The sequence below is a fragment of the Streptomyces griseus genome, from assembly GCF_900460065.1.
GTDB classification, from domain to species: domain Bacteria; phylum Actinomycetota; class Actinomycetes; order Streptomycetales; family Streptomycetaceae; genus Streptomyces; species Streptomyces griseus.
The window spans coordinates 308,413-331,021 of sequence record NZ_UAVD01000028.1 but is presented as its reverse complement, the minus strand read 5'-3'; the positions used below and the strand labels follow the sequence as shown (position 1 = coordinate 331,021).

General features: G+C 72.1%; 22 protein-coding genes and 1 riboswitch. Of the genes, 8 read left to right on the top strand and 14 right to left on the bottom strand.

Features of this window, described 5'->3' with window-relative positions:
• Positions 1-5: 5 nt before the first annotated feature.
• Genes DTB53_RS19250 through DTB53_RS19225 form a run of 6 tightly spaced genes read right to left on the bottom strand, consistent with a single transcriptional unit; the run spans position 6 to position 6,153 of the window.
• Complete coding sequence (locus DTB53_RS19250; protein WP_012379102.1) at positions 6-1,145, bottom strand: UbiA prenyltransferase family protein; 1,140 nt, start codon at positions 1,143-1,145, stop codon at positions 6-8.
• A 17-nt stretch (positions 1,146-1,162) separates the two neighbouring features.
• Positions 1,163-2,209 carry an NAD-dependent epimerase/dehydratase family protein gene (locus DTB53_RS19245; protein ID WP_003966398.1) on the bottom strand — a complete coding sequence of 349 codons (1,047 nt, stop codon included), beginning with the start codon at positions 2,207-2,209 and terminating at the stop codon, positions 1,163-1,165.
• Complete coding sequence (locus DTB53_RS19240; RefSeq protein ID WP_003966399.1) at positions 2,197-3,645, bottom strand: aspartate aminotransferase family protein; 1,449 nt, start codon at positions 3,643-3,645, stop codon at positions 2,197-2,199. The genes DTB53_RS19245 and DTB53_RS19240 overlap by 13 nt, the downstream gene beginning before the upstream one ends.
• Positions 3,642-4,778: a lysylphosphatidylglycerol synthase domain-containing protein gene (locus DTB53_RS19235; protein WP_012379103.1), complete on the bottom strand. Its 1,137-nt coding sequence runs from the start codon at positions 4,776-4,778 to the stop codon at positions 3,642-3,644. Before DTB53_RS19235 ends, DTB53_RS19240 begins: the two co-directional genes overlap by 4 nt.
• On the bottom strand, positions 4,775-5,776 hold the full coding sequence (locus DTB53_RS19230) for a glycosyltransferase family 2 protein (protein ID WP_012379104.1): 1,002 nt from the start codon (positions 5,774-5,776) through the stop codon (positions 4,775-4,777). Before DTB53_RS19230 ends, DTB53_RS19235 begins: the two co-directional genes overlap by 4 nt.
• Positions 5,773-6,153 carry a hypothetical protein gene (locus DTB53_RS19225; RefSeq protein ID WP_042496154.1) on the bottom strand — a complete coding sequence of 127 codons (381 nt, stop codon included), beginning with the start codon at positions 6,151-6,153 and terminating at the stop codon, positions 5,773-5,775. Before DTB53_RS19225 ends, DTB53_RS19230 begins: the two co-directional genes overlap by 4 nt.
• Positions 6,154-6,659: 506 nt before the next feature.
• Here DTB53_RS19225 and DTB53_RS19220 point away from each other — a divergent pair.
• The 7 genes from DTB53_RS19220 (at position 6,660) to DTB53_RS19190 (ending at position 15,484) form a co-directional block, all read left to right on the top strand.
• Positions 6,660-7,652, top strand: coding sequence for a helix-turn-helix transcriptional regulator (locus DTB53_RS19220; protein WP_003966403.1), 993 nt, complete (start codon positions 6,660-6,662; stop codon positions 7,650-7,652).
• 291 nt (positions 7,653-7,943) lie between these two features.
• Positions 7,944-10,169, top strand: coding sequence for a carbon starvation CstA family protein (locus tag DTB53_RS19215; RefSeq protein WP_012379106.1), 2,226 nt, complete (start codon positions 7,944-7,946; stop codon positions 10,167-10,169).
• Entirely contained in the window at positions 10,166-10,369 is a 204-nt protein-coding gene (locus DTB53_RS19210) for a YbdD/YjiX family protein (protein ID WP_003966405.1), read from the top strand. The genes DTB53_RS19215 and DTB53_RS19210 overlap by 4 nt, the downstream gene beginning before the upstream one ends.
• A gap of 133 nt (positions 10,370-10,502) precedes the next feature.
• Positions 10,503-11,183: a hypothetical protein gene (locus DTB53_RS19205; protein ID WP_012379107.1), complete on the top strand. Its 681-nt coding sequence runs from the start codon at positions 10,503-10,505 to the stop codon at positions 11,181-11,183.
• Between the two features lie 36 nt (positions 11,184-11,219).
• Positions 11,220-11,729, top strand: a complete 510-nt coding sequence (locus tag DTB53_RS19200; RefSeq protein WP_012379108.1) for a GNAT family N-acetyltransferase — start codon at positions 11,220-11,222, stop codon at positions 11,727-11,729.
• A gap of 64 nt (positions 11,730-11,793) precedes the next feature.
• Positions 11,794-11,917: riboswitch (cobalamin riboswitch) on the top strand.
• A 136-nt stretch (positions 11,918-12,053) separates the two neighbouring features.
• Positions 12,054-14,468: a ribonucleoside-diphosphate reductase subunit alpha gene (locus tag DTB53_RS19195; RefSeq protein WP_012379109.1), complete on the top strand. Its 2,415-nt coding sequence runs from the start codon at positions 12,054-12,056 to the stop codon at positions 14,466-14,468.
• Positions 14,468-15,484: a ribonucleotide-diphosphate reductase subunit beta gene (locus tag DTB53_RS19190; RefSeq protein WP_003966409.1), complete on the top strand. Its 1,017-nt coding sequence runs from the start codon at positions 14,468-14,470 to the stop codon at positions 15,482-15,484. Before DTB53_RS19195 ends, DTB53_RS19190 begins: the two co-directional genes overlap by 1 nt.
• A 22-nt stretch (positions 15,485-15,506) precedes the next feature.
• Here DTB53_RS19190 and DTB53_RS19185 read toward each other — a convergent pair whose 3' ends face one another.
• Positions 15,507-15,722, bottom strand: a complete 216-nt coding sequence (locus tag DTB53_RS19185) for a hypothetical protein (protein WP_030702860.1) — start codon at positions 15,720-15,722, stop codon at positions 15,507-15,509.
• 81 nt (positions 15,723-15,803) lie between these two features.
• On the opposite strand from DTB53_RS19185, the gene DTB53_RS19180 reads away from it, so the two are divergent.
• Complete coding sequence (locus tag DTB53_RS19180; RefSeq protein ID WP_003966411.1) at positions 15,804-16,784, top strand: helix-turn-helix domain-containing protein; 981 nt, start codon at positions 15,804-15,806, stop codon at positions 16,782-16,784.
• Between the two features lie 42 nt (positions 16,785-16,826).
• Here the strand turns inward: DTB53_RS19180 and DTB53_RS19175 are convergent, their stop codons facing one another.
• From DTB53_RS19175 to DTB53_RS19145, 7 genes are all read right to left on the bottom strand, one after another.
• Positions 16,827-17,564, bottom strand: a complete 738-nt coding sequence (locus DTB53_RS19175; protein ID WP_012379110.1) for a D-Ala-D-Ala carboxypeptidase family metallohydrolase — start codon at positions 17,562-17,564, stop codon at positions 16,827-16,829.
• 168 nt (positions 17,565-17,732) lie between these two features.
• On the bottom strand, positions 17,733-18,371 hold the full coding sequence (def, locus tag DTB53_RS19170; RefSeq protein ID WP_003966413.1) for a peptide deformylase: 639 nt from the start codon (positions 18,369-18,371) through the stop codon (positions 17,733-17,735).
• Between the two features lie 120 nt (positions 18,372-18,491).
• Positions 18,492-19,487 (bottom strand): tetratricopeptide repeat protein, encoded by a 996-nt coding sequence (locus tag DTB53_RS19165; protein ID WP_006127468.1) that lies wholly within the window; start codon positions 19,485-19,487, stop codon positions 18,492-18,494.
• 303 nt (positions 19,488-19,790) lie between these two features.
• Positions 19,791-20,111 (bottom strand): mycothiol system anti-sigma-R factor, encoded by a 321-nt coding sequence (gene rsrA, locus DTB53_RS19160; protein WP_003966415.1) that lies wholly within the window; start codon positions 20,109-20,111, stop codon positions 19,791-19,793.
• Complete coding sequence (locus DTB53_RS19155) at positions 20,108-20,764, bottom strand: sigma-70 family RNA polymerase sigma factor (protein WP_012379111.1); 657 nt, start codon at positions 20,762-20,764, stop codon at positions 20,108-20,110. Before DTB53_RS19155 ends, rsrA begins: the two co-directional genes overlap by 4 nt.
• A gap of 324 nt (positions 20,765-21,088) precedes the next feature.
• On the bottom strand, positions 21,089-21,730 hold the full coding sequence (locus DTB53_RS19150) for an alpha/beta hydrolase family protein (protein ID WP_012379112.1): 642 nt from the start codon (positions 21,728-21,730) through the stop codon (positions 21,089-21,091).
• Positions 21,731-21,755: 25 nt separating this feature from the next.
• Positions 21,756-22,571 carry an SOS response-associated peptidase gene (locus tag DTB53_RS19145; RefSeq protein ID WP_012379113.1) on the bottom strand — a complete coding sequence of 272 codons (816 nt, stop codon included), beginning with the start codon at positions 22,569-22,571 and terminating at the stop codon, positions 21,756-21,758.
• Between the last annotated feature and the right edge of the window lie 38 nt (positions 22,572-22,609).

The following is a 22,609-nucleotide window of genomic DNA, read 5'->3' as shown; positions in this document are numbered from 1 at the left end:
GAGGGTCATGCGGACGCGTGCGGGAGGACGAGGGCCAGGGTGACGAGCGCCGCCCACAGCGCCGCGTTGACGAGCGTGGCGCGGTCCCGGAAGAGGACGTGGACGGGGTTGCCGCCGCCCTGCTCGACGAGGAGGAGCTGGAGGTAGCGGGCGAGGCCGAAGACGGCGCAGGGGGCGGAGAGCAGGGTGACGAGGGAGGCCCCGGCGGCGAGGGCCGCGTCGTCGCGCAGGTAGAGCACGTAACTGACGGCCGTCAGCACGGCGACCAGGACCACGAGGTGGTCGAGGAAGGCGAGCGTGTAGCCGCTCAGGGCGGGGCGGTGGGCGCGGCCCGCCGCCGTCATCTCGTGCCGGCGTTTGCCGAGCGCCAGCATCAGGCAGAGCGAGAAGACGCACAGGGCCAGCCATTCGGAGACCTCGGCGCCGACGAGCAGCGCCCCTTGGACGAGCCGCAGGACGAAGCCGGTGGCCACGATGAACGCGTCGACCAGCGGTACGTGTTTGAGGCCCTGGGAGTAGGCGAGGCTCAGCGCCAGGTAGAGCGCGGTGGGCCACCACTGCCAGGCGGGCCCGGCCACCGCCCAGCCGGTCAGCGACAGGGCGAGGACGCCGGTCAGCACCCCGGCGGCGGCCGTGGACACCCGCCCGGAGGCGATCGGGCGGTGGCGTTTGACCGGGTGCAGCCGGTCCCGCTCCCGGTCGGCGAGGTCGTTGACGACGTAGACGAGCGCGGAGGCGAGGGTGAAGCCGAGGACGGCCCAGCCGGTGCGCAGGAAGGCGGCGGCCCCCCAGGGGTGGGTGTCGAGCAGGGCGAGCGGGACGACGGCCAGGTTCTTCACCCACTGGCCGGGGCGCAGGAGGGCGAGGAGGTCGCGGGGCCGGGACCGGCGGCGGGCCCGGGCTCCGGCGCCGGGGGCGGGCGCCAGCGGCTCGGCGTAGGCGGGTTCGGGCAGGGTGGCCAGGTCGGCGGGGGCGGGCGCCAGCGGCTCGGCGTAGGCGGGTTCGGGCAGGGTCGTGAGGCCGGCGGGTTCGGGCAGGGTGGCCAGGTCGGCGGGTTCGGGCGGGGCGGTGGGGTCGGCGGGTTCGGGTTCGGGCGGGACTGCCACCACGCGCACGGGCGCGGGTGAGGACCGGGTGATGTCCACGGCAGGGCTCCAGGGGATCAGAAGAAGACCTTGGCCAGGCCGAGCGCCCCTTGGCGCCACGGTTCCCGGCTGGTCCGGCCGGCTCCGGGAGCGGGTGCGCTGGCCCCCCGCTGGGTGCGCCACCACGCGTACGTGCCGAGGATGGCGTCCTGGTTGGAGAGCGCGGGACGGAAGCCGAGCCGTTCGGTGGCCCGGCCGATGTCCACGTAGCTGTCGTCGAGGAGCTTGAACAGCAGCCGCCCGTAGACCGGCGACAGCTTGGTGCGCTCCAGCAGGCGCAGGACCGCGAGTGCCGGTGCTGCCGGCAGCGGGACCACGCGTTTGCCGTGCCCGGCGGCGTCCAGCACGACCTGGAAGTCCTCGCGCAGGGTGCCGAATTCGGCGGCGCCCAGGTTGTAGACGTCGTTGGCGATCTCGGGCGGTGCGTTCAGGGCGAGCACCACGGCGTCGACGAGGTCGGCCATGCCGAACATCTGGATGCGGACGTCGCCCCGGCCCAGCACCGGGAAGTTGCGGCGCTCCTCGGCCCATTCGAAAAGCATCGAGAAGAGGCCCATCCGGCCGGGCCCGAGGAAGGTCTTGGGGCGCAGCACCGGCAGGCACATCCCGCGCGCCCGGAACTCCTCGCAGACCTCCTCGGCCTCGGCCTTCGCCCTGCTGTAGGGGTCGACGGGCTCGCGGGGGTGCTCCTCCGGGGTGGGGACCCGCTTGGGCAGTCCGTAGACGGCGGTGGAGGAGATGTGCACGACCCGGTCGACCCGGGCGCGGTGCGCGGCGGTCAGGACGGTGCGGGTGCCGTCGACGGTGATGGAACGGATCTGGTCGACGGGGTAGCTGGGCAGGGCGGCGGCGCAGTGCACCAGCGCGTGGGCCCCGTCGAAGGCGCGGGCGAGCGCCGCCGCGTCGCGGATGTCGGCGACGATGTGGCGGGCCCCCGCGGGCGGGTGGGGGTCGTCGCGCAGGTCGACGCCGACGACGTCGTGGCCGTCGGCGGCGAGCCGGGCCACCAGGTGGGAGCCGAGCATGCCGGCGGCTCCGGTCACGGCGATGGTCAGGCCGCCCATCGGGACACCGCCTTGTCCTTGAGGAAGGCGGTGAGGAGCCGGTTCATGCCCTTGGCGAGGGTCCTGTCGAAGGCGTCGAGGAAGATCTCCACCTCGTCGGCCCCGGCGACCAGGGAGGGGGCCGCCACGAGGGGGCTGCGGCCGTTGAGCGTGTAGTACATGTACACGTCGTGGTCGTGGTACATCGCGTTGACGACCGCGCAGGTGATGATCTTGGTGCGCAGCAGCGGGTCGCGGGCCAGTCCGCCGGGGGCGATCTTCGCGGCGAGGTCCAGGAGGCGGGGGCCGCCGTCGAGGAAGATCCCGTACAGCGCTCCGGCTCCGCGGACGTCCGCGATGATGTCGGGGTACTGCTTGCGCAGCCGCTCCAGGCCCGGCCGGAGGACGCGTTCGATGGCGCGGGCGCGGGCCGGGTAGTCGTCCTCGACCGCGATGTTGACGGCCTCCAGGGCGGTGGCGGTCTCCTCGCCGAAGCCGTAGTAGGTGGTGCTGGTGGACTGGAGCATGGCGTCGCCGAGGCTGTCGTAGGCCTTGCGGAAGACGGGTTCGCGGGCGATGAAGGCGGAGACGGAGGACTTGCCGCCGCCGAAGGACTTCGAGGTGGTCACCACGTCGGGGACGAGCCCGGGGTAGCGCATGAAGTGGAAGAGGCTGCCGGTCTTCCCCCAGCCGGTGTAGATCTCGTCGAAGATCAGCACGATCTTCTCCTCGGTGCACAACTCCCGCAGTCCGCGCAGGAACTCCTCGGAGCACTCGGTCATCGTGGAGGCGGAGAAGGGCTCGATGAGGATCGCGTAGACGTCGCAGCGGCCCTTGGCGTCCCGGGCTCCGGCGACCGCTTCCCGTACGGACGCGAGGTCGCCGTAGCGGAAGGAGGAGACACCGGGTATGCCGGGGAAGGCGAAGCTGTTCTGGGCGCTGCCGGTGAGGCTTCCGGAGCCCAGCAGTTTGCCGTGGAAGCTGATGTCGGCGTGCAGGATCCGCTGCCGGCGCCCGCCGTGGTACTTGTACGCGAGTTTCACCGCGCCCTCGACGGCCTCGGCCCCCGAGTTGGGGAAGAAGGAGAGGTTCAGGTCGCCGGGGAGGAGCTGCGCGAGGTTGTGGCCGAGGGCGGCGATGTAGGGCGAGAAGTAGGTCTTGTGGACCTCCATCCGGCGCTGCTCCTGGAAGCGGCGGCGGGCGGCGAGGATCCGCGGGTGGTTGTGGCCGTGGTTGAGGACGCCGACGCCGCCGGTGAAGTCGAGGACGCGGCGTCCGTCGCGGGTGTGGATCCAGGATCCCTCGGCGTGGTCGACGAGTTCCCGGCCGAAGCCGAAGGAGGTCATCAGGGAGACCTGGCTCTTGTTGACGTGGGACCGGTACAGGTCGTGCACCTGGCTCGTCGACAGTTGTTCGCAGTCGTCCACGGTGAGCAGGGGCTGTGCGGCGGAGGTCATGCGGCTCCTTCCTGGAGCGCGGGTCGGGGGGTGGGCAGGGGTCCGGCCGCGCGGGCCCACGCGAGTGCGGCGCCGGTGGCGGCCACCTCGCTGAGCACGCAGACCAGCCGGCTGGCGATGACGGCCGCGGTGGCGGCGGACAGGGGCATGACCGCGCCGAGGGGCGCGAGGAGGACGAGTTCGCGGGCTCCCCAGCCGTCGGGCAGGACGAAGGCGAGGCTTCCGGCGACGGTGGCCAGGGCGAAGCCTCCGACGCAGACCGGCAGGGAGAGCAGCGGCGGGGCGCCCAGGAGGACGACGATGGCCCAGAGGTGGAGTCCGGAGACCGCCCAGGAGGCGCAGGCCCAGCCGATGGAGAGCCGCAGGGCCCGGGGCGAACTCTCGGCGGCCCCGGCGGGGCGGCGGGCCAGTCGCATCGTCCAGGCGACGAGGCGTCCCACCCAGCCGGGGCGGGCCACGGCGGCGGCGGCGAGCAGGACGAGCGGGGCGAAGACCCAGGCGCCCGTGCCGAACACGGCCGGTGCGACGAGGAGTCCGGCGGCGGCCCCGGTGGTCATCCCGATGACGAGGCCGAGGCCGAAGGCGGCGATCATCCGCTCGGGGGCGATGCCGACGGCCTTGCCGAGCTGGATGTGGGCGAGGACGCCCCAGATGCGGCCGGGCACGAATTTGCTGATGACGCCGATGAAGAAGATCCGGGCGGTGTCGCTGGTGCGGGCCGTGGAACCGCCGTCCACGACGAGGACCCGCCAGGAGAGCATCGACAGGGCGAGTCCGGCCGCGTTGGCGAGGAGGGCGGCGACGAGCAGGAGCACTCCCCCGGGGCGCGCGGCGGCCTCGGCCATCTCCGTACCGGCTCCGCGCAGCGAACCGCCCACGGCGAAGGCGGTCGCCGCGATGAGCACGAGCGCGGCGGCCGTGCGCAGCAGCCGGGAGCGGCGGGAGGGACGGGCGGGGGCCTCGGCCTCCGTACCGTCACCGGGGCCCGGCCCGGGCGTCCCGGCCTCGGGGACCTCGGCTTCCGCCCGTGCCCCGGCCTCGGGCGCCCCGGCCTCGGCGACCTCGGCTTCCGCCCGTGCCCCGGCCCCGGGCGTCCCCGCCGCCGCTCGCTCGTGGTCCACTCCGGCGCTCACGGGGCGGTCACCGGGGCGGACCGGTCCCGGCGGCCCCGGACGGAGGGGCCGAAGCGGGGGTCGACCAGCCAGCGCAGCCCGCCGACCACCGCGCCGAGGACGAGCGCCAGGTGCACCGCGAAGTGCAGCGCGGTGAAGCGGAGCAGGAAGATCCACCCCTTGCGGCGGGCCACGAAGCGCGACAGCCCGGGGTCCGCCAGCGCGAAGGCCACGGCGCAGGCCAGCGGCACGGCGAGCAGCCAGGGGGTGAGCAGGGCGAGCGGGAGGGTGAGCGGGACCAGGCCGGCGGCCAGGACGCCGCCGGTGCGGTTGGCTCGCAGACCGCCGCCGCGCCGGCGCTCGACGGCGGCGACGGGGACGAGCAGTTGGGAGCGGCGGTACTGCTCGGCGAGCATCGGCAGCAACCGGTCCACGTCGTCGTGGCGGCCGGTCACCCGCTCGCTGAGACGGATGCGGTGGGTGGCGGCGAGCCGGTCGCTGTATTCGACGTCCTCGGAGTCGCGGAGGTTCTCGTCGAAGGGCCCGGTCGCCTCGAAGACGCGCCGCTCGATCGCGGCCAGCGCGAAGAAGGCGGTGCCGACGACTCCGGCGCTGCGGTGTCGCCAGAAGTGCGCGTGCAGGCAGTGGTAGACCTCCACCGGACCGTCGTCGAACAGCGGTTCGGGGTCCAGGACGCCGTGGACACAGCCGGTCTCCGGGTCCTCCATGAGCAGGTCGACGGCGTTCTCGATCGCGTCGGGGGCCAGCGCGATGTCGGAGTCGAGGAAGAACAGGACCTGACCGGCGGACGCGGCGACGCCGAGGTTGCGGGCGGCGGAGACCCCCGCGTTGTCCGGCCGGGCGATCAGTACGCAGGGGAACTCGCGGGCGATGTCGCGCGAGCGGTCGGTGCTGGCGTCGTCCACGACGACCACGTCCCGAGGCCGCAGGGTCTGGGCGTAGACGGATTCCAGGCAGGCCCGCAGGGTCTTCTCGTAGTTGTGGTTGGGGATGATCACTGACACGGTGGGGCGCTCCCGTGGCATGGCGGGTCCGGTCCTTTCGGTTCGGGGAGTCGGTGCGGATCCGGGCCGCCCAGGGCCGCGGGCCGCCAGCCGAGGGAGGCGGGGCGCGCGGCCCTCAGGAGGGCCAGGAGGAAGTCCAGCGCGGCCAGTTCGGCGTGGAAGGAGTCGGGGCTCTCCATGTAGAGCGCGGCGCGGACCGAGCCGTCCGGGCTCTCGGAGACGTACACATGGACCGGGCCGGGGCTCGGTCCGGTGCTTCGGACGCGGGCGCCGACGGGGTGGGCGCGCAGCCGACCGGCCAGGTCCGTTGCGGTCCACCGGCCGGGGTGCGGGGGTGCGGTACGCACCAGGAGCGCGGTCACCAGGAACACGGAGGCGTCCCGTCCGCCCGGGTCACCCCCAGGAGAAGCCCTGCCGGCCCGTGGCGGCGAGGACGGCCGGGGAGGGGCGGCGGGTCGGGGAACGGAACGCGCGCATCGGGAACTCCTCGAGAATGTAGCGGTGTGTGAATGCCTTGTGACGGCCTGATCCTGTCGCCATCGCCTGCCCGGAGGCCACGGTCTCCGGGTGGCCGGGAGTTGCGGGGCAGCAGGGTGCCAGCTCCGCGGGCCGCCGTACGGGGCCCGCTGCCAGGGACGATGCGGTGGTGGCAGGCAACTGCCAGACACCTTGCGGCCATGCGCACCGGCACCCGGCGGCCGTAGCGACCGTCGGGGGCCTCGGCTTTTCCGGCCATGCGGGGTCTTTCGGGGTCCATCCATCCCGTGGACCTGGTCTATACCTTCACAACCCGTCGGCCCTACACTCGCGCCCGGTGCTGAAGTGGCGTCCCGTACGGAAGTGCGGGGACGGCGTGACATCTGCGGGGGAGCCAGGGATGTTAGAGGTACTGGGGCTGGACGCACGGACGGAGCTGGTGTACCGGCTCGTTCTGGAGGAGCCGGAGCTGCGGCTGGACGAGATCGTGGCGCGGCTCGGGCGGAGCGAGGACGATGTGCGCCGGGCTCTGGACCAACTGGCCGAGCTGTGTCTGCTGGACGACGGCCCTCGCGGTACGGAGCAGGGCCCGCCGGTCTTCCGCGCACTGGACCCGGCCGCCAGCCTGCCGTTCCTCCTCTCCCGCCGGGAGGCCGAACTGGCCCGGCAGCAAAGAGGACTTGAGGTCGCGCGGGACGCGATGTCGGCCCTCACGACGGACCGGGGGCGGCGCGCGGGCGGCGGCTTCGACGTCATCAAACGGCTGGAGGGGCTCGACGCGGTGCGCGAGCGGCTGACCGAACTGGCCGAACTGGCCCGGACGGAGTGCCTCTCCCTGCTGCCCGGCGGCGCGCAGTCCCCGGACACCCTGGAGGCCAGCGGGCCGCTGGACCGGCGGGCGTTGGAGCGCGGTGTGCGGCTCCGCAGCATCTATCAGGACAGCTTCCGCAACGATCCGTCGACCCTGCGCTACGTGAACCGGCTGGGCCTGCTCGGCGCGGAGAGCCGTACGCTGCCCACCCTGCCGCTGGTCATGGTCGTGGTCGACGCGGAGGTGGCCCTGGTGCCGCTGGACCCCGACGACGGCCGGGCGGGTGCGCTGGAGTTGCGGAGCAAGGGGGCCGTCGCGGTGGCCAGGCTCCTGTTCGAGCAGCTGTGGGCCGCCGCCACCCCGCTCGGCTCGGCTCCCCGCCGCGACGGCAACGGGCTGACCCCGCAGGAGGACGAGTTGCTGTCCCTGCTCGCGAAGGGGCACACGGACGCGACGGCCGCCCGCAGACTGGGGGTGTCCCTGCGCACGGTGCGCCGGATGAACGCGGAGCTGACGGCCCGGATGCAGGCGCGCAGCAGGTTCCAGGCGGGCGCGGAGGCGGCCCGCCTGGGCTGGATCTGACCGGGCGCGAGCCCGACCCCGTACCGGCGGGCCCACCGCGCGCGGGCCCCTTCCGCGCCGACGGGTCCGACCGGGCTCGGACCCCCTCCGCGCCGCCCGGTCCGACCGGGCGTCGGACCGTCCCGGACCGGTCACGACCGGGGTGAACCGAATCGGCGCCGGACCCGTGTCCCGTTGCGATACATCACCGTTGCCGGACCGCAATGCGGACAGGGGGTGACGCTGGGCGGACGCGTCCCCTAGATTTCCTGCCCATTGCACCGGTGATCAGCGAGGGGACGGAGTCACCACATGGCGAAAACGCCCACACCAGCACCATCGGCATCACAGGTGCCGGGGAAACGGGGCATCTCCCCCAGATCCGTCGTGGTCTGGAGCCTGGTCGCCCTGGTCGGCGCCATCGGCTGGGCCACCCTCGCGCTCTCGCGGGGTGAGGAGGTCTCCGCCGCCTGGATGCTGGCAGCGGCCCTCGGCTCGTACGCCATCGCGTACCGCTTCTACTCCCGGTTCATCGCCAACCGGGTCCTGAAGGCCGACAAGAACCGCGCGACCCCCGCCGAACAGCTGGACAACGGCGTCGACTTCCACCCCACCGACCGCCGGGTCCTGTTCGGCCACCACTTCGCCGCCATCGCGGGGGCGGGGCCCCTGGTCGGCCCGGTGCTCGCCGCGCAGATGGGGTATCTGCCGGGCACGATCTGGCTCGTCGTCGGCGTCATCTTCGCCGGCGCCGTCCAGGACATGGTGACGCTGTTCTTCTCCACCCGCCGCAACGGCCGTTCGCTCGGCCAGATGGCGCGCGACGAGATAGGCCCGGTCGGCGGGATCGCCGCCCTGATCGCGGTCTTCATCATCATGATCATCCTGCTCGCGGTTCTCGCGCTGGTCATCGTGAACGCGCTCGCGCACTCGCCGTGGGGCGTCTTCTCCATCGGCATGACGATCCCGATCGCCCTCTTCATGGGCGTCTATCTGCGCACCCTGCGGCCCGGGAAGGTCAGCGAGGTCTCCTTCATCGGCGTCGCGCTGCTGCTCCTCGCGATCGTCGCGGGCGGCTGGGTCGCCGAGTCCTCGTGGGCGGACTTCTTCACGCTGGAGCCGGGCACGCTGGTCATCTGGATGATCGTGTACGGGTTCTTCGCCTCCGTGCTGCCCGTGTGGCTGCTGCTGGCCCCGCGCGACTACCTCTCCACCTTCATGAAGGTCGGCACCATCGCGCTGCTGGCGCTGGGCGTGGTCATCGCGATGCCGACCCTGAAGATGCCCGCGGTCACCGACTTCGCCTCCAGCGGCTCGGGCCCGGTCTTCGCCGGCTCGATGTTCCCGTTCGTCTTCATCACCATCGCCTGCGGCGCGCTCTCCGGCTTCCACTCCCTGGTCTCCTCCGGCACCACGCCGAAGATGGTCCAGAAGGAGACGCAGATCCGGATGATCGGCTACGGCGCCATGCTGGTCGAGTCGTTCGTGGCGATCATGGCGATGATCGCCGCCTCGATCATCGACCCCGGCCTCTACTTCGCCATCAACGCACCCGTCGGGGTGATCGGCGACAGCGTCCAGTCGGCCTCCCAGGCCGTGGCCAACTTCGGCTTCACCATCACCCCGGACGCGCTGGCCCAGGCCGCCAAGGACGTGGAAGAGGCGAGCCTGCTCTCCCGGACCGGCGGCGCGCCCACCTTCGCGCTCGGTATGGCGGAGATCTTCTCCGCGGTGGTCGGCGGGACCGCGATGAAGGCGTTCTGGTACCACTTCGCCATCATGTTCGAGGCACTCTTCATCCTCACCACCGTGGACGCCGGCACCCGGGTCGGGCGCTTCATGCTCCAGGACATGCTGGGCAACGTCTACAAGCCGTTCCGCGAGGTCAGCTGGAAGCCGGGCGTCTGGTTCGCCAGTGCCGTCGTGGTCGGCGGCTGGGGCTACTTCCTCTGGGTCGGCGTGCACGACCCGCTGGGCGGCATCAACCAGCTGTTCCCCCTCTTCGGCATCGCCAACCAGTTGCTGGCGGCCGTCGCGCTCGCCGTCTGCACCACCCTGCTCGTCAAGTCCGGCCGCCTGAAGTGGGCGTGGGTCACCGCGGTCCCGCTCGCCTGGGACGTCGCGGTCACCCTCACCGCGAGCTGGCAGAAGATCTTCTCCGACGACGTGAAGGTCGGCTTCTTCGCCCAGCGCGACAAGTACCAGGCCGGCATCGACGCGGGCGAGGTGCTGGCGCCGGCCAAGTCGATGGACGACATGCGCACCGTCGTCACCAACTCCACCGTCGACGGGGTGCTGAGCGCCCTCTTCGCGCTCCTCATCATCGTGGTGCTCGTGGACGCCGGGCGGGTCTGCTACAAGGCCATCCGGGATCCGGAGAGCGTGAAGCTCCACGAGACGCCGTACGTCGAGTCCAAGCTCGTCGCCCCGGCCTCGCTTTTCGCGACCAAGGAGGAGAAGGCCGAGCTGGCCGCCGCCGGCGTCGGTCCCGAGGGCGGCATCCGCAAGGAGGCGGCGGAGACGGGGAGCCGGACATGACGGTCGCGGACGTGCGACGGGTGGCGGGGAGGATCCGCTGGTACGTCCGTGAGCTGACCGGCGAGTCCACGTACGACCGCTATGTGGCGCACGCGCGGACCCACGATCCGGACGCGCCGGTGATGAGCCGTCGCGCCTTCGAGCGCAGCCGTACGGACGCCCGCGAGGCGGATCCCCGCGAGGGCTTCCGCTGCTGCTGAGGCACCGCACGGGCCGATCGGGCCGCCGTGTCCCCTCCGGGGGCGCGGCGGCCCGTCTCGCGCTCCCGCCCGCGCCCGGGCGCCGCTCGCGTTCACGGTGCGCGGGGCCCTCACCGTACGAAAGGATGTGCCCATGACATCGCGACCCCGGCCGCTCCGGCTCCGTCCCGTACTCACGACCCTGGCACTGGCGCTCGGCCTGGCGGCGGTGGCGGGCTGCGGCACCGAGGTGGCGACCGGCACGCGCGCGGCGGCCCGGAGCGCCTCGGCGACCCCGCCGCCCGACCGGGCGGAGCTGGAGGCGCGGGCGGCGGCCGCGCAGACCGTCACCGAGCACGTCTGGGTGACCGAGGTCCGAGGGTACGCCCTGGCCCGCCAGTCGGTCGGGGTGATCGGCGACGACGGGTTCGGCAGCGTCTACACCGCGCCCGACGGCGGACAGATCCAGCTGCGGGTGGAGCGCCTCCCGCACGCCGACGCGGACTGCACGGACGGGCCCGCGTCCGGGAGCGCCCAGGACCCCGTGGTGACGTGCGAGCGGGACGGCGAGCAGTGGTACCGGGCCACGGAGTCGGGCCACGCGTACGCCCGGGAGCGGGGCGACCTCGTGGTCACCGTGAGCGGGACGCCCGAAGAGGTGGACCGGGCGACCCTGCGGTCGGCGGCGCGGGCCGCCCACCTCGCCGACGACCACGAGCTGGACCAGGTGCTGCCGCCGGCCGGCGGGGACCCCGGGCGGCGGCCCGTCGAGCGCGGCGACCTGCCGCCGGTGGGCGACGGCGCGCCCGACAACGGCGTGGGAGCGAGTGGCTGACGTGGAGCAGGTGCCCGACGTGGGAGCGAGTGGCTGATGGATCTGACGATCAGGGCGGTGGAGCCCGGCGAGTACGCCGCGCTCGGCGAGATCATCGCCGAGGCGTATCTCGGCGACGGGCTGCTGGACGGCCCGCGGGACCCGTATCTGCACCGACTGCGAGCGGTCGGACAGCGCGCGGCCGAGGCCGAGGTCCTCGTCGCGCTCGACGCGGACGGGGCGGTGCTCGGCGGTGTGACCTATGCCGCACCCGGCACCCCGTGGCGCGACATCGCCGGTCCGGACGAGGCCGAGTTCCGGATGCTGGCCGTGGCCCGCGAGGGGCGCGGACGGGGCGTGGGAGAGGCTCTCGTACGGGCGTGCGTCGACCGCGCCCGGTCCGCCGACGGGGTGGTGGCGCTGGTGCTGTCGACGCAGCCGGCCATGCTCGGGGCCCATAGGATCTACCGTCGGCTCGGCTTCGTCCGGACCCCCGAACGGGACTGGGAACCGGTGCCGGGACTGGGGCTCATGACCTTCCGGCTGGAGCTGCGGGCGCCCTCCTGAGGGGCTTGTGGAATCGTCGCGACACAACATGTGGGGGCCGCTTCATCCGGCGGCCCCCACATGTATGCTCGACCTCGCTGTCGCCGCAGGGGAATCCGGTGCGAATCCGGAACTGTCCCGCAACGGTGTGATCGGTGCGCTTTTGCACACCCGCAAGTCCGAAGACCTGCCGACAGCGCGTCCGGCTCGACCGAACCGGACGCCAGACGTCCGGGCCTCGCGGATAGGCCGGTGGACGCCGTCAGCGGTGCTGCCCCGCCCAGGGTTTCGCGCTGCCCGGCTTCCCCTGCTGCCGCCGGCCCCTGCCGAGCGAGGGAAAGCCCAGTGACCATCGCGCCCGCCGATCCGGTTTCAGCCACCGAATCCGCCGAGTCGACCCCGGCCGGGAAAGCCCCGAACGACGGACCCGGGACCGCCCTGCTGCGGACCCTGACCGATCTCACCGTCGATCTTCCCGACACCGACCCCGGACGGGTCGCCGCCGCCGCGCTGCGCGGACGCAACGCCCGCTCCGACGAGGCCGAGCTGCGCTCGCTGGCCACCGAGGCCGCCGCGGGGCTCATCTCCGAGGACCCGGCGTACTCCCGGCTGGCCGCCCGGCTGCTGACCCGGACGATCGCGGACGAGGCCGCCGGCCAGGGCGCGACGTCCTTCTCCGCCTCGGTCGCCGTCGGGCACCGCGAGGGTCTGATCGCCGACCGCACCGCCGCGTTCGTCGCCCTTCACGCGACCGCGCTCGACCAGCTCGTCGGGCAGGCCCTGACGGACGGCGCCGACGACCGCTTCGGCTACTTCGGTCTGCGGACGCTGCACAGCCGCTACCTGCTGCGCCACCCGATCACCCGGCAGGTCATCGAGACCCCGCAGCACTTCATGCTGCGCGTGGCCGCGGGCCTCGCCGAGGACGAGTCGGTCCGGGCCCTGGACGAGGTCGCCGCGCTCTACGGGCTGATGAGCAAGCTGGACTACCTCCCCTCCTCCCCCACCCTCTTCAACTCCGGCACCCGGCACCCGCAGATGTCCTCCTGCTATCTGCTGGACTCGCCGAAGGACGAGCTGGACTCGATCTACGACCGCTACCACCAGGTGGCGCGGCTCTCCAAGCACGCGGGCGGCATCGGTCTGTCGTACTCCCGCATCCGCGCCCGGGGTTCGCTGATCCGGGGCACCAACGGGCACTCCAACGGCATCGTGCCGTTCCTCAAGACGCTGGACGCCTCGGTGGCGGCGGTGAACCAGGGCGGCCGGCGCAAGGGCGCGGCGGCGGTCTACCTGGAGACCTGGCACGCGGACATCGAGGAGTTCCTGGAGCTCCGCGACAACACCGGTGAGGACCAGCGGCGTACGCACAACCTCAACCTGGCGCACTGGATCCCGGACGAGTTCATGCGCCGGGTCGACGCGGACACCGAGTGGTCGCTGTTCTCCCCGGCGGACGTGCCCGAGCTGGTCGACCTGTGGGGCGACGCGTTCGACGCGGCCTACCGCGCGGCCGAGGCCAAGGGCCTGGCCCGCAAGACGATGCCGGCGCGTGAGCTGTACGGCCGGATGATGCGGACCCTCGCGCAGACCGGCCAGGGCTGGATGACGTTCAAGGACGCCTCCAACCGGACCGCCAACCAGACAGCCGAGCCGGGCCGGGTCGTGCACTCGTCGAACCTGTGCACGGAGATCCTGGAGGTCACCGACGACGGCGAGACGGCCGTCTGCAACCTGGGCTCGGTCAACCTGGGCGCCTTCGTGGCGAACGGCTCGATCGACTGGGACCGCCTGGACTCCACCGTCCGTACGGCCGTGACCTTCCTGGACCGGGTCGTCGACATCAACTTCTACCCGACCGAGCAGGCCGGGAACTCCAACTCCCGCTGGCGGCCGGTCGGCCTGGGCGCGATGGGCCTCCAGGACGTCTTCTTCCAGCTGCGGCTGCCGTTCGACTCGCCCGAGGCGCGCGCGCTCTCCACGAAGATCTCCGAGCGGATCATGCTCGCCGCGTACGAGGCGTCCTGCGACCTCGCCGAGCGCTCGGGCCCGCTGCCCGCGTGGTCCAAGACGCGTGCCGCGCGCGGGGTGCTGCACCCCGACCACTACGCCACCGAGCTGAACTGGCCGGATCGCTGGGACGCCCTGCGCGCCCGGGTCGCGAAGACGGGGATGCGCAACTCGCTGCTGCTCGCCATCGCGCCGACCGCGACGATCGCCTCGATCGCCGGTGTGTACGAGTGCATCGAGCCGCAGGTCTCCAACCTGTTCAAGCGCGAGACGCTCAGCGGCGAGTTCCTCCAGGTCAACGCCTACCTGGTCGACGAGCTGAAGAAGCTCGGCGTGTGGGACGCCCGCACCCGTGAGGCGCTGCGCGAGGCCAGCGGATCCGTGCAGGGCTTCGCCTGGATCCCCGAGGACGTGCGGGCGCTGTACCGCACGGCGTGGGAGATCCCGCAGCGCGGTCTGATCGACATGGCGGCGGCGCGTACGCCGTTCCTGGACCAGAGCCAGTCGCTCAACCTGTTCCTGGAGACGCCGACGATCGGCAAGCTCTCCTCGATGTACGCGTACGCCTGGAAGCAGGGGCTGAAGACGACGTACTACCTGCGTTCGCGCCCGGCGACCCGGATCGCCCGTGCCGCGTCCGGCCAGGCGTCGGCCGCCGCCCCCCTTCCCGTACAACAGGCTTCGGCGCCCGACGCGGACGCCATCGCCTGCTCCCTGGAAAACCCCGAGTCCTGCGAGGCCTGCCAGTAATGAGCTCCACCGAAGAGAAGAACCTGCTCGACCCGGGTTTCGAGCTGACCCTGCGTCCCATGCGCTACCCGGACTTCTACGAGCGCTACCGGGACGCGATCAAGAACACCTGGACCGTCGAGGAGGTCGACCTCCACTCGGACGTCGCCGACCTCGCGAAGCTGTCGCCGGGTGAGCAGCACATGATCGGCCGGCTGGTGGCGTTCTTCGCGACCGGCGACTCGATCGTCTCGAACAACCTCGTGCTGACGCTGTACAAGCACATCAACTCCCCCGAGGCGCGGCTCTACCTGTCGCGGCAGCTGTTCGAGGAGGCCGTGCACGTCCAGTTCTATCTGACGCTGCTGGACACCTATCTGCCCGACCCGGACGACCGCGCGGCGGCGTTCGACGCGGTCGAGGAGATCCCCTCGATCCGCGAGAAGGCGCAGTTCTGCTTCAGGTGGATGGACTCGGTCGAGAAGATCGACCGGCTGGAGACGAAGGCCGACCGACGTCGCTTCCTGCTGAATCTGATCTGCTTCGCGGCCTGCATCGAGGGGCTGTTCTTCTACGGGGCGTTCGCCTACGTGTACTGGTTCCGCTCGCGCGGTCTGCTGCACGGTCTCGCCACGGGCACCAACTGGGTGTTCCGTGACGAGACGATGCACATGAACTTCGCGTTCGAGGTCGTGGACACCGTCCGCAAGGAGGAGCCGGACCTCTTCGACGACGCGCTCCAGCAGCAGGTCACCGACATGCTCAAGGAGGCGGTCGAGGCGGAGCTGCAGTTCGGCCGCGACCTGTGCGGTGAGGGCCTGCCGGGCATGAACACCGAGTCGATGCGCCAGTACCTGGAGTGCGTCGCCGACCAGCGGCTCGCCCGCCTCGGCTTCCCGACGGTGTACGGCTCGGAGAACCCGTTCTCCTTCATGGAGCTCCAGGGCGTCCAGGAGCTGACGAACTTCTTCGAGCGCCGTCCGTCCGCCTACCAGGTGGCCGTGGAGGGCTCGGTCGGGTTCGACGACGACTTCTAGGAGTGACCCGGGAGCGGGGGCCTCAGACCCTGGCCCAGTTTCCGAGGTGAGGGCGCCGCGTGGCCGTGACAGGCCGCGCGGCGCTCTCCGTTTCCGGCGGTCCGGCCGGCCGTCGCCCGCGTTCCGCCTCCCGCAGCTGGCGGTCGATGCGGAGATCACGGGCGGCGCCGACGGCCACGGGCGCCAGGACGAGGGCGAAAAGGGCTACTACGACCAGGTAGTTCAGGAATGTGTTCATGCCTCTACTCTGGACCGCCGGAAGGAAGTTCAGCAGTGGCAGGACTGCCATGAGACATCAAATAGCTGCCACACTCGTTCCATGCTGACCAATGTCGCCGCCCTCCTCCTCGACGAGGTCCACCCCTTCGAACTCGGCGTCCTGTGCGAGGTGTTCGGCCTGGACCGCAGCGAAGACGGCCTCCCCGTGCACGACTTCGCGGTGGTCTCCGCCGAGGGCCCCGTCCTGAGGACCCACGCGGGCTTCACCATCTCCACGCCGCACGGTCTGGAGCGGCTGGAGGAGGCCGATCTGATCGCCGTGCCGGCGGGCAGCCACTTCATGCGGCGGGAGTATCCCGAGGAGGTCCTCGACGCGCTGCGCCGGGCCGTGGAGCGCGGCTCGCGGGTGCTGAGCGTCTGTTCCGGGGCGTACGTCCTGGGCGCGGCCGGGCTGCTGGACGGCCGCCGCTGCACCACGCACTGGCGGCACGCGGCGGAGTTGTCCCTGCGCTTCCCGAAGGCGATCGTCGAGCCGGACGTGCTGTACGTGGACGAGGGGGCGGTGATCAGTTCGGCGGGCACCGCCGCCGGGATCGACGCCTGTCTGCATCTGATCCGGCAGGAGTACGGCCAGGAGGCGGCCAACACGCTGGCCCGGCGGATGGTGGTGCCGCCGCACCGGGACGGCGGCCAGGCGCAGTACATCAGCCGCCCGCTGCCCCGGAGCTCCTGCGACACGGTCGGTTCGACCCTGGCCTGGATGGAGCGCCACCTCGACCAGGAGATGAGCGTGGAGCAGTTGGCGGCGTTGGCGCACATGTCGCCGCGGACCTTCGCCCGGCGGTTCCAGCAGGAGACCGGGACCACGCCCTACCGGTGGCTGCTGCGGCAGCGGGTGCTGCTGGCCCAGCACCTGCTGGAGACCTCCGAGCTGACGATCGACACGATCGCGGGGCGGACGGGCTTCGGCACGGCGGCGACCCTGCGGCACCAGTTCGTGCGGTCGCTGGGCACCACGCCGAACGCCTACCGCCGTACGTTCCGGGGGCCGGCGGCGACCTCCGTGCCCGACGTCGCCTGAGCGCCGCCGGGCACGGTCACCGGCCCCCGGTCGTCCGCGGGGTCAGATACCGCAGCTGGGCGCCGACCAGAAGCGGCTGGGTCCCTGGTTGACGTGCACGTGGTCGTTGTGGCCGACGTAGCCGGGGCCGAGGATGCCCCGGAAGCCGTGGTAGCGGGCCTGCTTCGCCAGCGTGCACAGCGAGTGCGGGGAGGCGCCGAGGTCCACCGCGTCGCCGTACATGTGGCGGCTGTTGGAGGCGCCGCCCACGGCCGCGTTGCAGGAGGCGGAGCGGAAGCCGCTGGTGACCCTGATGGATCGGTCGCCGAGCGCGTGGCGCAGCGCCTCCAGCTTCCACATGCTGCTCAGCGCGTTGGCCCTGGCCGTGCCCGCCGCGACCTTCCCGCCGGCCCAGGTGCTGTTGCACGTGTTCAGCTCGGGGTAGGTGAAGTGGATCGGCGTGCAGTCGTTGTCCTGGAGCGCGTAGAGCTTGGCCTGGGTGGCGGGTCCGGCGACCCCGTCGGCCGCCAGGCCGTAGGCCGCCTGGAACCGCTTGACGGCGGCGGTGGTGGCGGGGCCGTACGAGCCGTCGATGGCGAGCACGGAGTTGTAGCCCGGGTATCCGGCGACCCGGATCTGGAGCTGGGTGACATCGTTGCCGGTGGCTCCGGCCTTCAGGGTGCGGGTCCAGGTGTAGCAGCCGTCGGCCTGGGCGGTGCCGGCGGTCAGCACCGCACCCCCCAACGCGAACGTAATGGTCATGACAAGTCCGAGCAGAACGCGTGCGGTGCGTCTCAGCACAGGGGTCTCCCTCTGAACGTCACGGTCGATGTCCAGGCGAGCCTGGCTCAGACAGCTACGCGCGTCAACTCCCCCTGGGGAAACTGCAGTTATCTGCCAGGAGGAGGAAAAAAGGGCGGCGGGGACCCGGCGCCGGCGAACCGGTGCCGGGTCCCCGCCGAGCCGTTCTCAGGCGTTCGGGACGACCTCGTAGCGCGGCGTGCCCTCTTCCATCTGCCGCAGCGCGTCCTTGCGCTCCCGCTTGGAGAGCCGGTCGATGTACAGGTAGCCGTACAGGTGGTCCGTCTCGTGCTGGAGGCACCGCGCGAAGTAGCCGCTGCCCCGCACCTTGACCGGATTGCCCTGCGCGTCCTGCCCACGCACCACCGCGTAGTCGGGGCGGGCGAGCGAGGCGTACGCGGTCGGGACCGAGAGGCAGCCCTCGTTGGAGTCGTCCAGCACCCGCGCCTCGGGGGCCAGCTCCTCCAGGACCGGGTTGCAGATGACGCCGGTGTGGCGCACCCCGTCGTCGTCGGGGCAGTCGTAGACGAAGACCTTCAGGTCCACGCCGATCTGGTTGGCGGCCAGGCCGACGCCCTCGGCCGTCCGCTGGCTGGCGAACATGTCGTCGATCAGCCGCGCCAACGCGTCGTCGAACTCGGTGACGTCCTTGCACTCCTTGTGCAGCACCGGGTTGCCCACGACCGTGATCGGACGGGAGGTGCCGCGCTCGCGGTAAGCCGCCTCACGCTCCTCGCAGTCCTCCGTGTCGACGAGGAACCCCTCGTCGTCCACGCCGATCCGCCCGTCCGTCTCCTGCTGCGACATGTCCGCCGTACGCCTTCCTGCGAAACCTGAACTCGGTGATCCCGCCGCATCCCGTCGGAACCCGGGAAGCGCGGGAGGAGCAGCACCGCGATCGGTGCGCGTACAGCCTACGGGCACCGGTCAGCAGACTTCTTCGAGATCCCGCCACTCGCGGCTGTCCGGGCTGTCGGCGACCCAGCCGTCCAGCAGCCCGCGCACCAGCCCGGCGGGGGCCGCGAGACCGCACTCCCGCTCCGGGACCCACAGGTCCCCGGCGCCCGCGGTGCGATGGCCCAGCGGCCCGGGGTGGCCCGGCTCGCTGTGGTCGTGCGGGTCCAGGTGCTCCCCGTCGCCCTCGTCGCTCTCCATCCGGCTCTCCGAGCACGCCCGGCACAGCAGCCGCACGGACGAGGACCAGTCCTCGGCGGCGAACCCGGCGTCCGAGGCGAGCTTCTCCAGCGCGTCCCGGTCCTCCTCGGTCGCCGCCTCCAGCAGCACCACCCAGGTCGGCACCGGGGACGGGGCCCACAGCTCGATCTCGTCGAACACCGGATACGCCGGTCCGGCCGCGGTGACCCGCTCGCCGTTGGGCACCCCGTCGTGCAGCACGACCTCGCCCCAGCGCCGCCCGGACGACGGCAGCGGGATCGAGAGCACCTCGATCCGGGCCGGGTCGAGCCGGCGGCCCCAGACCACCTCGGCCTCGCCCTCCGGCGAGAGCCGCACGGCGGCGCTGCCCAGCTCCATGCCGGTCGGCTCGGTGGTGGCCGCGCTGTGCTGACCGCCGCCGGGGACCTTCAGGCCGTACGCCTGCCAGGCCCGCCGCGCCAGCGGCCAGTCCTGGAGCGCGGTGGCCGCGATCCCCACGTTCCACCAGTCCGGGGCGCCCGACTCCCGGTCGAGCAGCGCGACGGCCCGCAGGCCCGCCGCGCGCGCCTGCTCCCAGTCGTGCCGGAACTTGTGCAGCAGCGCCAGATTGAACCAGGACTCCGAGAGCCAGGGCTCCAGATCCGCCGCGCGCGTCAGCAGCGCCCCCGCGTCCTCGTACCGGCCGTCGCCGATCAGCGTGAACGCGCGGTCCGTGGCCTGCCGCCAAGAGGCGGACGGCCGATGCCGTACCTTCCCGAAGATCCTCACGATTCCCGCCTGTCCCGACTGGACACCCTCGTCATCCGCTCTGCTTTCGCATCCAACCATGCCCGGCCGGACGCCCGCTCATTACCCATGGGTTACCCAGCTCCGGTGGGGGTCAGACCGTCCGCGCGCGAGCGGGCCCCGGAGCCTCGGCCACCGGTGGCCGGTGGGCCCGCCCGGCGCCGGGGCCGAACCGCTCCGGCGGGGCCCCGGACATGCGTGGGCCGCTGCGCCCGGGCTGTCGGGGCGCAGCGGCCGTCCGGGCGGATCCCAGGGATCCGCCGGTGTTTTTGCGGGTGGACGGGGCTACTCGGCGGCGGACGCCGACCGGCCGGTGTCCTGCACGGTCAGATCCTGCTCGGGCACAGCCTCGCCGGCCCGGATCAGGTCGATCCGGCCCATCACCTTGGAGCGCAGGTCGGTCGGGACGTCGTCCTGCCCGCAGCAGCGCTTGACCAGCTTCTTCACGGCCTGTTCGAGGCCGTACTTCTCCAGGCACGGGGAGCACTCCTCGAAATGCACCTCGAACTTGGTGCAGTCGCCCTCGGGCATCTCCCGGTCGAGAAACTCGTAGAGATGGTCGAGGACCTCCGAGCAGTCCGTCTCGTGCGGCTCTCCGCAGCTCATGAGGCCGAGCCCTTCCGATCGTCCGCGTCACCGGCGCCGGCCGCGACGAGCCCGCGCTCGCGGGCGTAGTCCTCCAGCATGCCGCGCAGCTGGCGGCGGCCACGGTGCAGCCGGGACATCACCGTACCGATGGGAGTCCCCATGATGTCCGCGATCTCCTTGTAGGCAAAGCCCTCGACATCGGCGAGATACACGGCGATGCGGAACTCCTCGGGAATCGCCTGGAGCGCCGACTTCACGTCGGAGTCCGGGAGATGGTCGAGCGCCTGGGACTCCGCCGAGCGCAGACCGGTCGACATGTGCGACTCGGCCCGTGCCAGCTGCCAGTCCTCGATCTCCTCGGCGGCGCTGCGCTGGGGCTCCCGCTGCTTCTTGCGGTACGAGTTGATGAAGGTGTTGGTGAGGATGCGGTACATCCACGCCTTGAGGTTCGTCCCCTCACGGAACTGGTGGAAGGAGCCGTACGCCTTGGCGTAGGTCTCCTGGACCAGGTCCTCGGCATCGGCCGGGTTGCGCGTCATGCGCAGCGCGGCCGAGTACATCTGGTCGAGAAAGCCGAGGGCGTCCCGCTCGAAGCGCGCGTTGCGCTCGGCGGACGTCTCCGGTGCACGGCCGTCGTCGGTCCCTGTGTCGGTCCCAGTGACCGGACCCACCTCCTCCAACGATGTGGCGGAGCCGAAACCGGACCCGCTCGCATCGGAGAATAGTCGACCTTGCTTCGAGACGGGCTGTCGTTCCGCACCGCCCAGCGACCGCTCGTGGCCGGTCCTCGCCGCGGGCAGCACGGTCCACTCCAGATCAGCGGCGTTCGAGCGACTGGGGCAGATGGTCGAACCCATGCGACGGACTCCCTCTCCACGTTGTTCGGGGATACCACGTGTCTGTACCGACGTCCCGAACAACAGCTCCCCCGGGCGGAGCATTCCCGGGGCCCCGGCCACGTGCGTGAGGCCCCGGTCACCCCCGGGCGGATCCGGTCATCCGAGTGACGTGATCCACCCGGCCACCGCGTCGGTGAGGACGGCCATGGTCTGCTCCTCGGTCACCCCGGACCGCTTCGCCACCGCGAACCCGTGGTCGCCGTGGGGCACTTCGGTCAGCTCGTAGGGGCCGGGCGGGAACTCGTCGGGCCGGCCGAACGGGTCGTTGCCGCCCTGCACCACCAGCGTGGGCACGCCCGCCCCCAGGAGTTCGTCCGCGCGGGACTTCTCCGGCTTGCCCGGCGGGTGCAGCGGGAAGCTGAGCGCGAGGACGGCCGCCGCGCCCAGTTCGGTGGCGGTCCGGCAGGCGACGCGGGCCCCGGCGCTGCGGCCCCCGGAGACGACGGGGAGCCCGGGAGCGGTCAGCGCGGGCCACAGGCCCCGCCAGCCGGTGTCCAGGGTCTTCGGGGCGGGCGCCAGCTTCTTGCCGGCCACCCGCCAGGGCTGCTCCACCAGGGCGACGGTGACGCCGTGGCCGGGCAGGGTCGCGGCGAGGGCCTGGAGGTCGCGGGCCTCGATGCCACCGCCCGCCCCGTGGCTCACGGCCAGCACGAGGCGGGGCGCGGGCGAGGCGACCCAGGTGATCCTGGCCTCACCGGCGTCGGTGGTGACGTTCTGTGTACGTGGTTGACGGCTCACGGTGCCATCCTGCCCCTGCCACGGTTCAGAACAGCGTGGACTCCTCCGGCGCGGCCAGCTCCGCCGGCAGTTCGGGCCCGTTGTTGCGGACGTTGCTGACGGCGGTGGAGACCGGGTAGGCGCGCATCAGCCCGCCGGGCGGCGGCTCCAGCAGCGCGCGCAGTTCGTCGACGCCGGTGTGCGTGGGGTCCAGCCAGGCGTCCCAGCGGTCGGGGGTGAGCATCAGCGGCATCCGGGGGTGGATGTCGGCGAGCGCGCCGGGCCCCTCGGCGGGGGCGACGGCCAGCGGGGTGGTCTCCGCCTCGGTGGTGATCACCGAGCAGGTCACCCACCAGGCGTTCTCGTGGTCCGGGGGAAGGGTCGTGTCGCGCCAGAACTCGTACAGTCCGGCCATCGCGAAGACCGACCCGTCGGCCGGCGTGACGAAATAGGGCTGCTTGCGGGCCCGCTTCTTGCCCTTCTCCTCCTCCAGCTGCCGCTCCTGCGCTCCGGTGACCCACTCGTAGTAGCCGTCGGCGGGCAGGATGCAGCGGCGGTGGGCGAAGGCGCGGCGGAAGGAGGGCTTCTCGTGCACGGTCTCCGCGCGGGCGTTGATCATCCGGGCGGCGCCCTCGGGGGTCTTCGACCAGGACGGCACGAGTCCCCATCTCAGGGCGCGCAACTGGCGAACCGGACGCCGGTCGTCCGCGTCCTTAACAGGACGCTCCAGAACCGCGTAGACCTCTTTGGTCGGCGCCACGTTCCAGTCCGGCTCCAGGGCCTCGGTGGGTTCCCACTTCTCGACGCCGAAGAGGCCGGTCAGGTCCTCGGGGTTCCGGCTCGCCGCATACCGTCCGCACATAAGTGCCAGACTGCCACGACCGCCCACCCCGACCGCAA

Coding starts and splice junctions, on each gene's coding strand:
- DTB53_RS19190 (WP_003966409.1), top strand. CDS start 14,468: ATGAGCTCCACCGAAGAGAAGAACCTGCTCGACCCGGGTTTCGAGCTG.
- DTB53_RS19200 (WP_012379108.1), top strand. CDS start 11,220: ATGGATCTGACGATCAGGGCGGTGGAGCCCGGCGAGTACGCCGCGCTC.
- DTB53_RS19220 (WP_003966403.1), top strand. CDS start 6,660: ATGTTAGAGGTACTGGGGCTGGACGCACGGACGGAGCTGGTGTACCGG.
- def (WP_003966413.1), bottom strand. CDS start 18,371: ATGTCGCAGCAGGAGACGGACGGGCGGATCGGCGTGGACGACGAGGGG.
- DTB53_RS19185 (WP_030702860.1), bottom strand. CDS start 15,722: ATGAACACATTCCTGAACTACCTGGTCGTAGTAGCCCTTTTCGCCCTC.
- DTB53_RS19215 (WP_012379106.1), top strand. CDS start 7,944: ATGGCGAAAACGCCCACACCAGCACCATCGGCATCACAGGTGCCGGGG.
- DTB53_RS19210 (WP_003966405.1), top strand. CDS start 10,166: ATGACGGTCGCGGACGTGCGACGGGTGGCGGGGAGGATCCGCTGGTAC.
- rsrA (WP_003966415.1), bottom strand. CDS start 20,111: ATGAGCTGCGGAGAGCCGCACGAGACGGACTGCTCGGAGGTCCTCGAC.
- DTB53_RS19180 (WP_003966411.1), top strand. CDS start 15,804: ATGCTGACCAATGTCGCCGCCCTCCTCCTCGACGAGGTCCACCCCTTC.
- DTB53_RS19145 (WP_012379113.1), bottom strand. CDS start 22,571: ATGTGCGGACGGTATGCGGCGAGCCGGAACCCCGAGGACCTGACCGGC.
- DTB53_RS19205 (WP_012379107.1), top strand. CDS start 10,503: ATGACATCGCGACCCCGGCCGCTCCGGCTCCGTCCCGTACTCACGACC.
- DTB53_RS19245 (WP_003966398.1), bottom strand. CDS start 2,209: ATGGGCGGCCTGACCATCGCCGTGACCGGAGCCGCCGGCATGCTCGGC.
- DTB53_RS19240 (WP_003966399.1), bottom strand. CDS start 3,645: ATGACCTCCGCCGCACAGCCCCTGCTCACCGTGGACGACTGCGAACAA.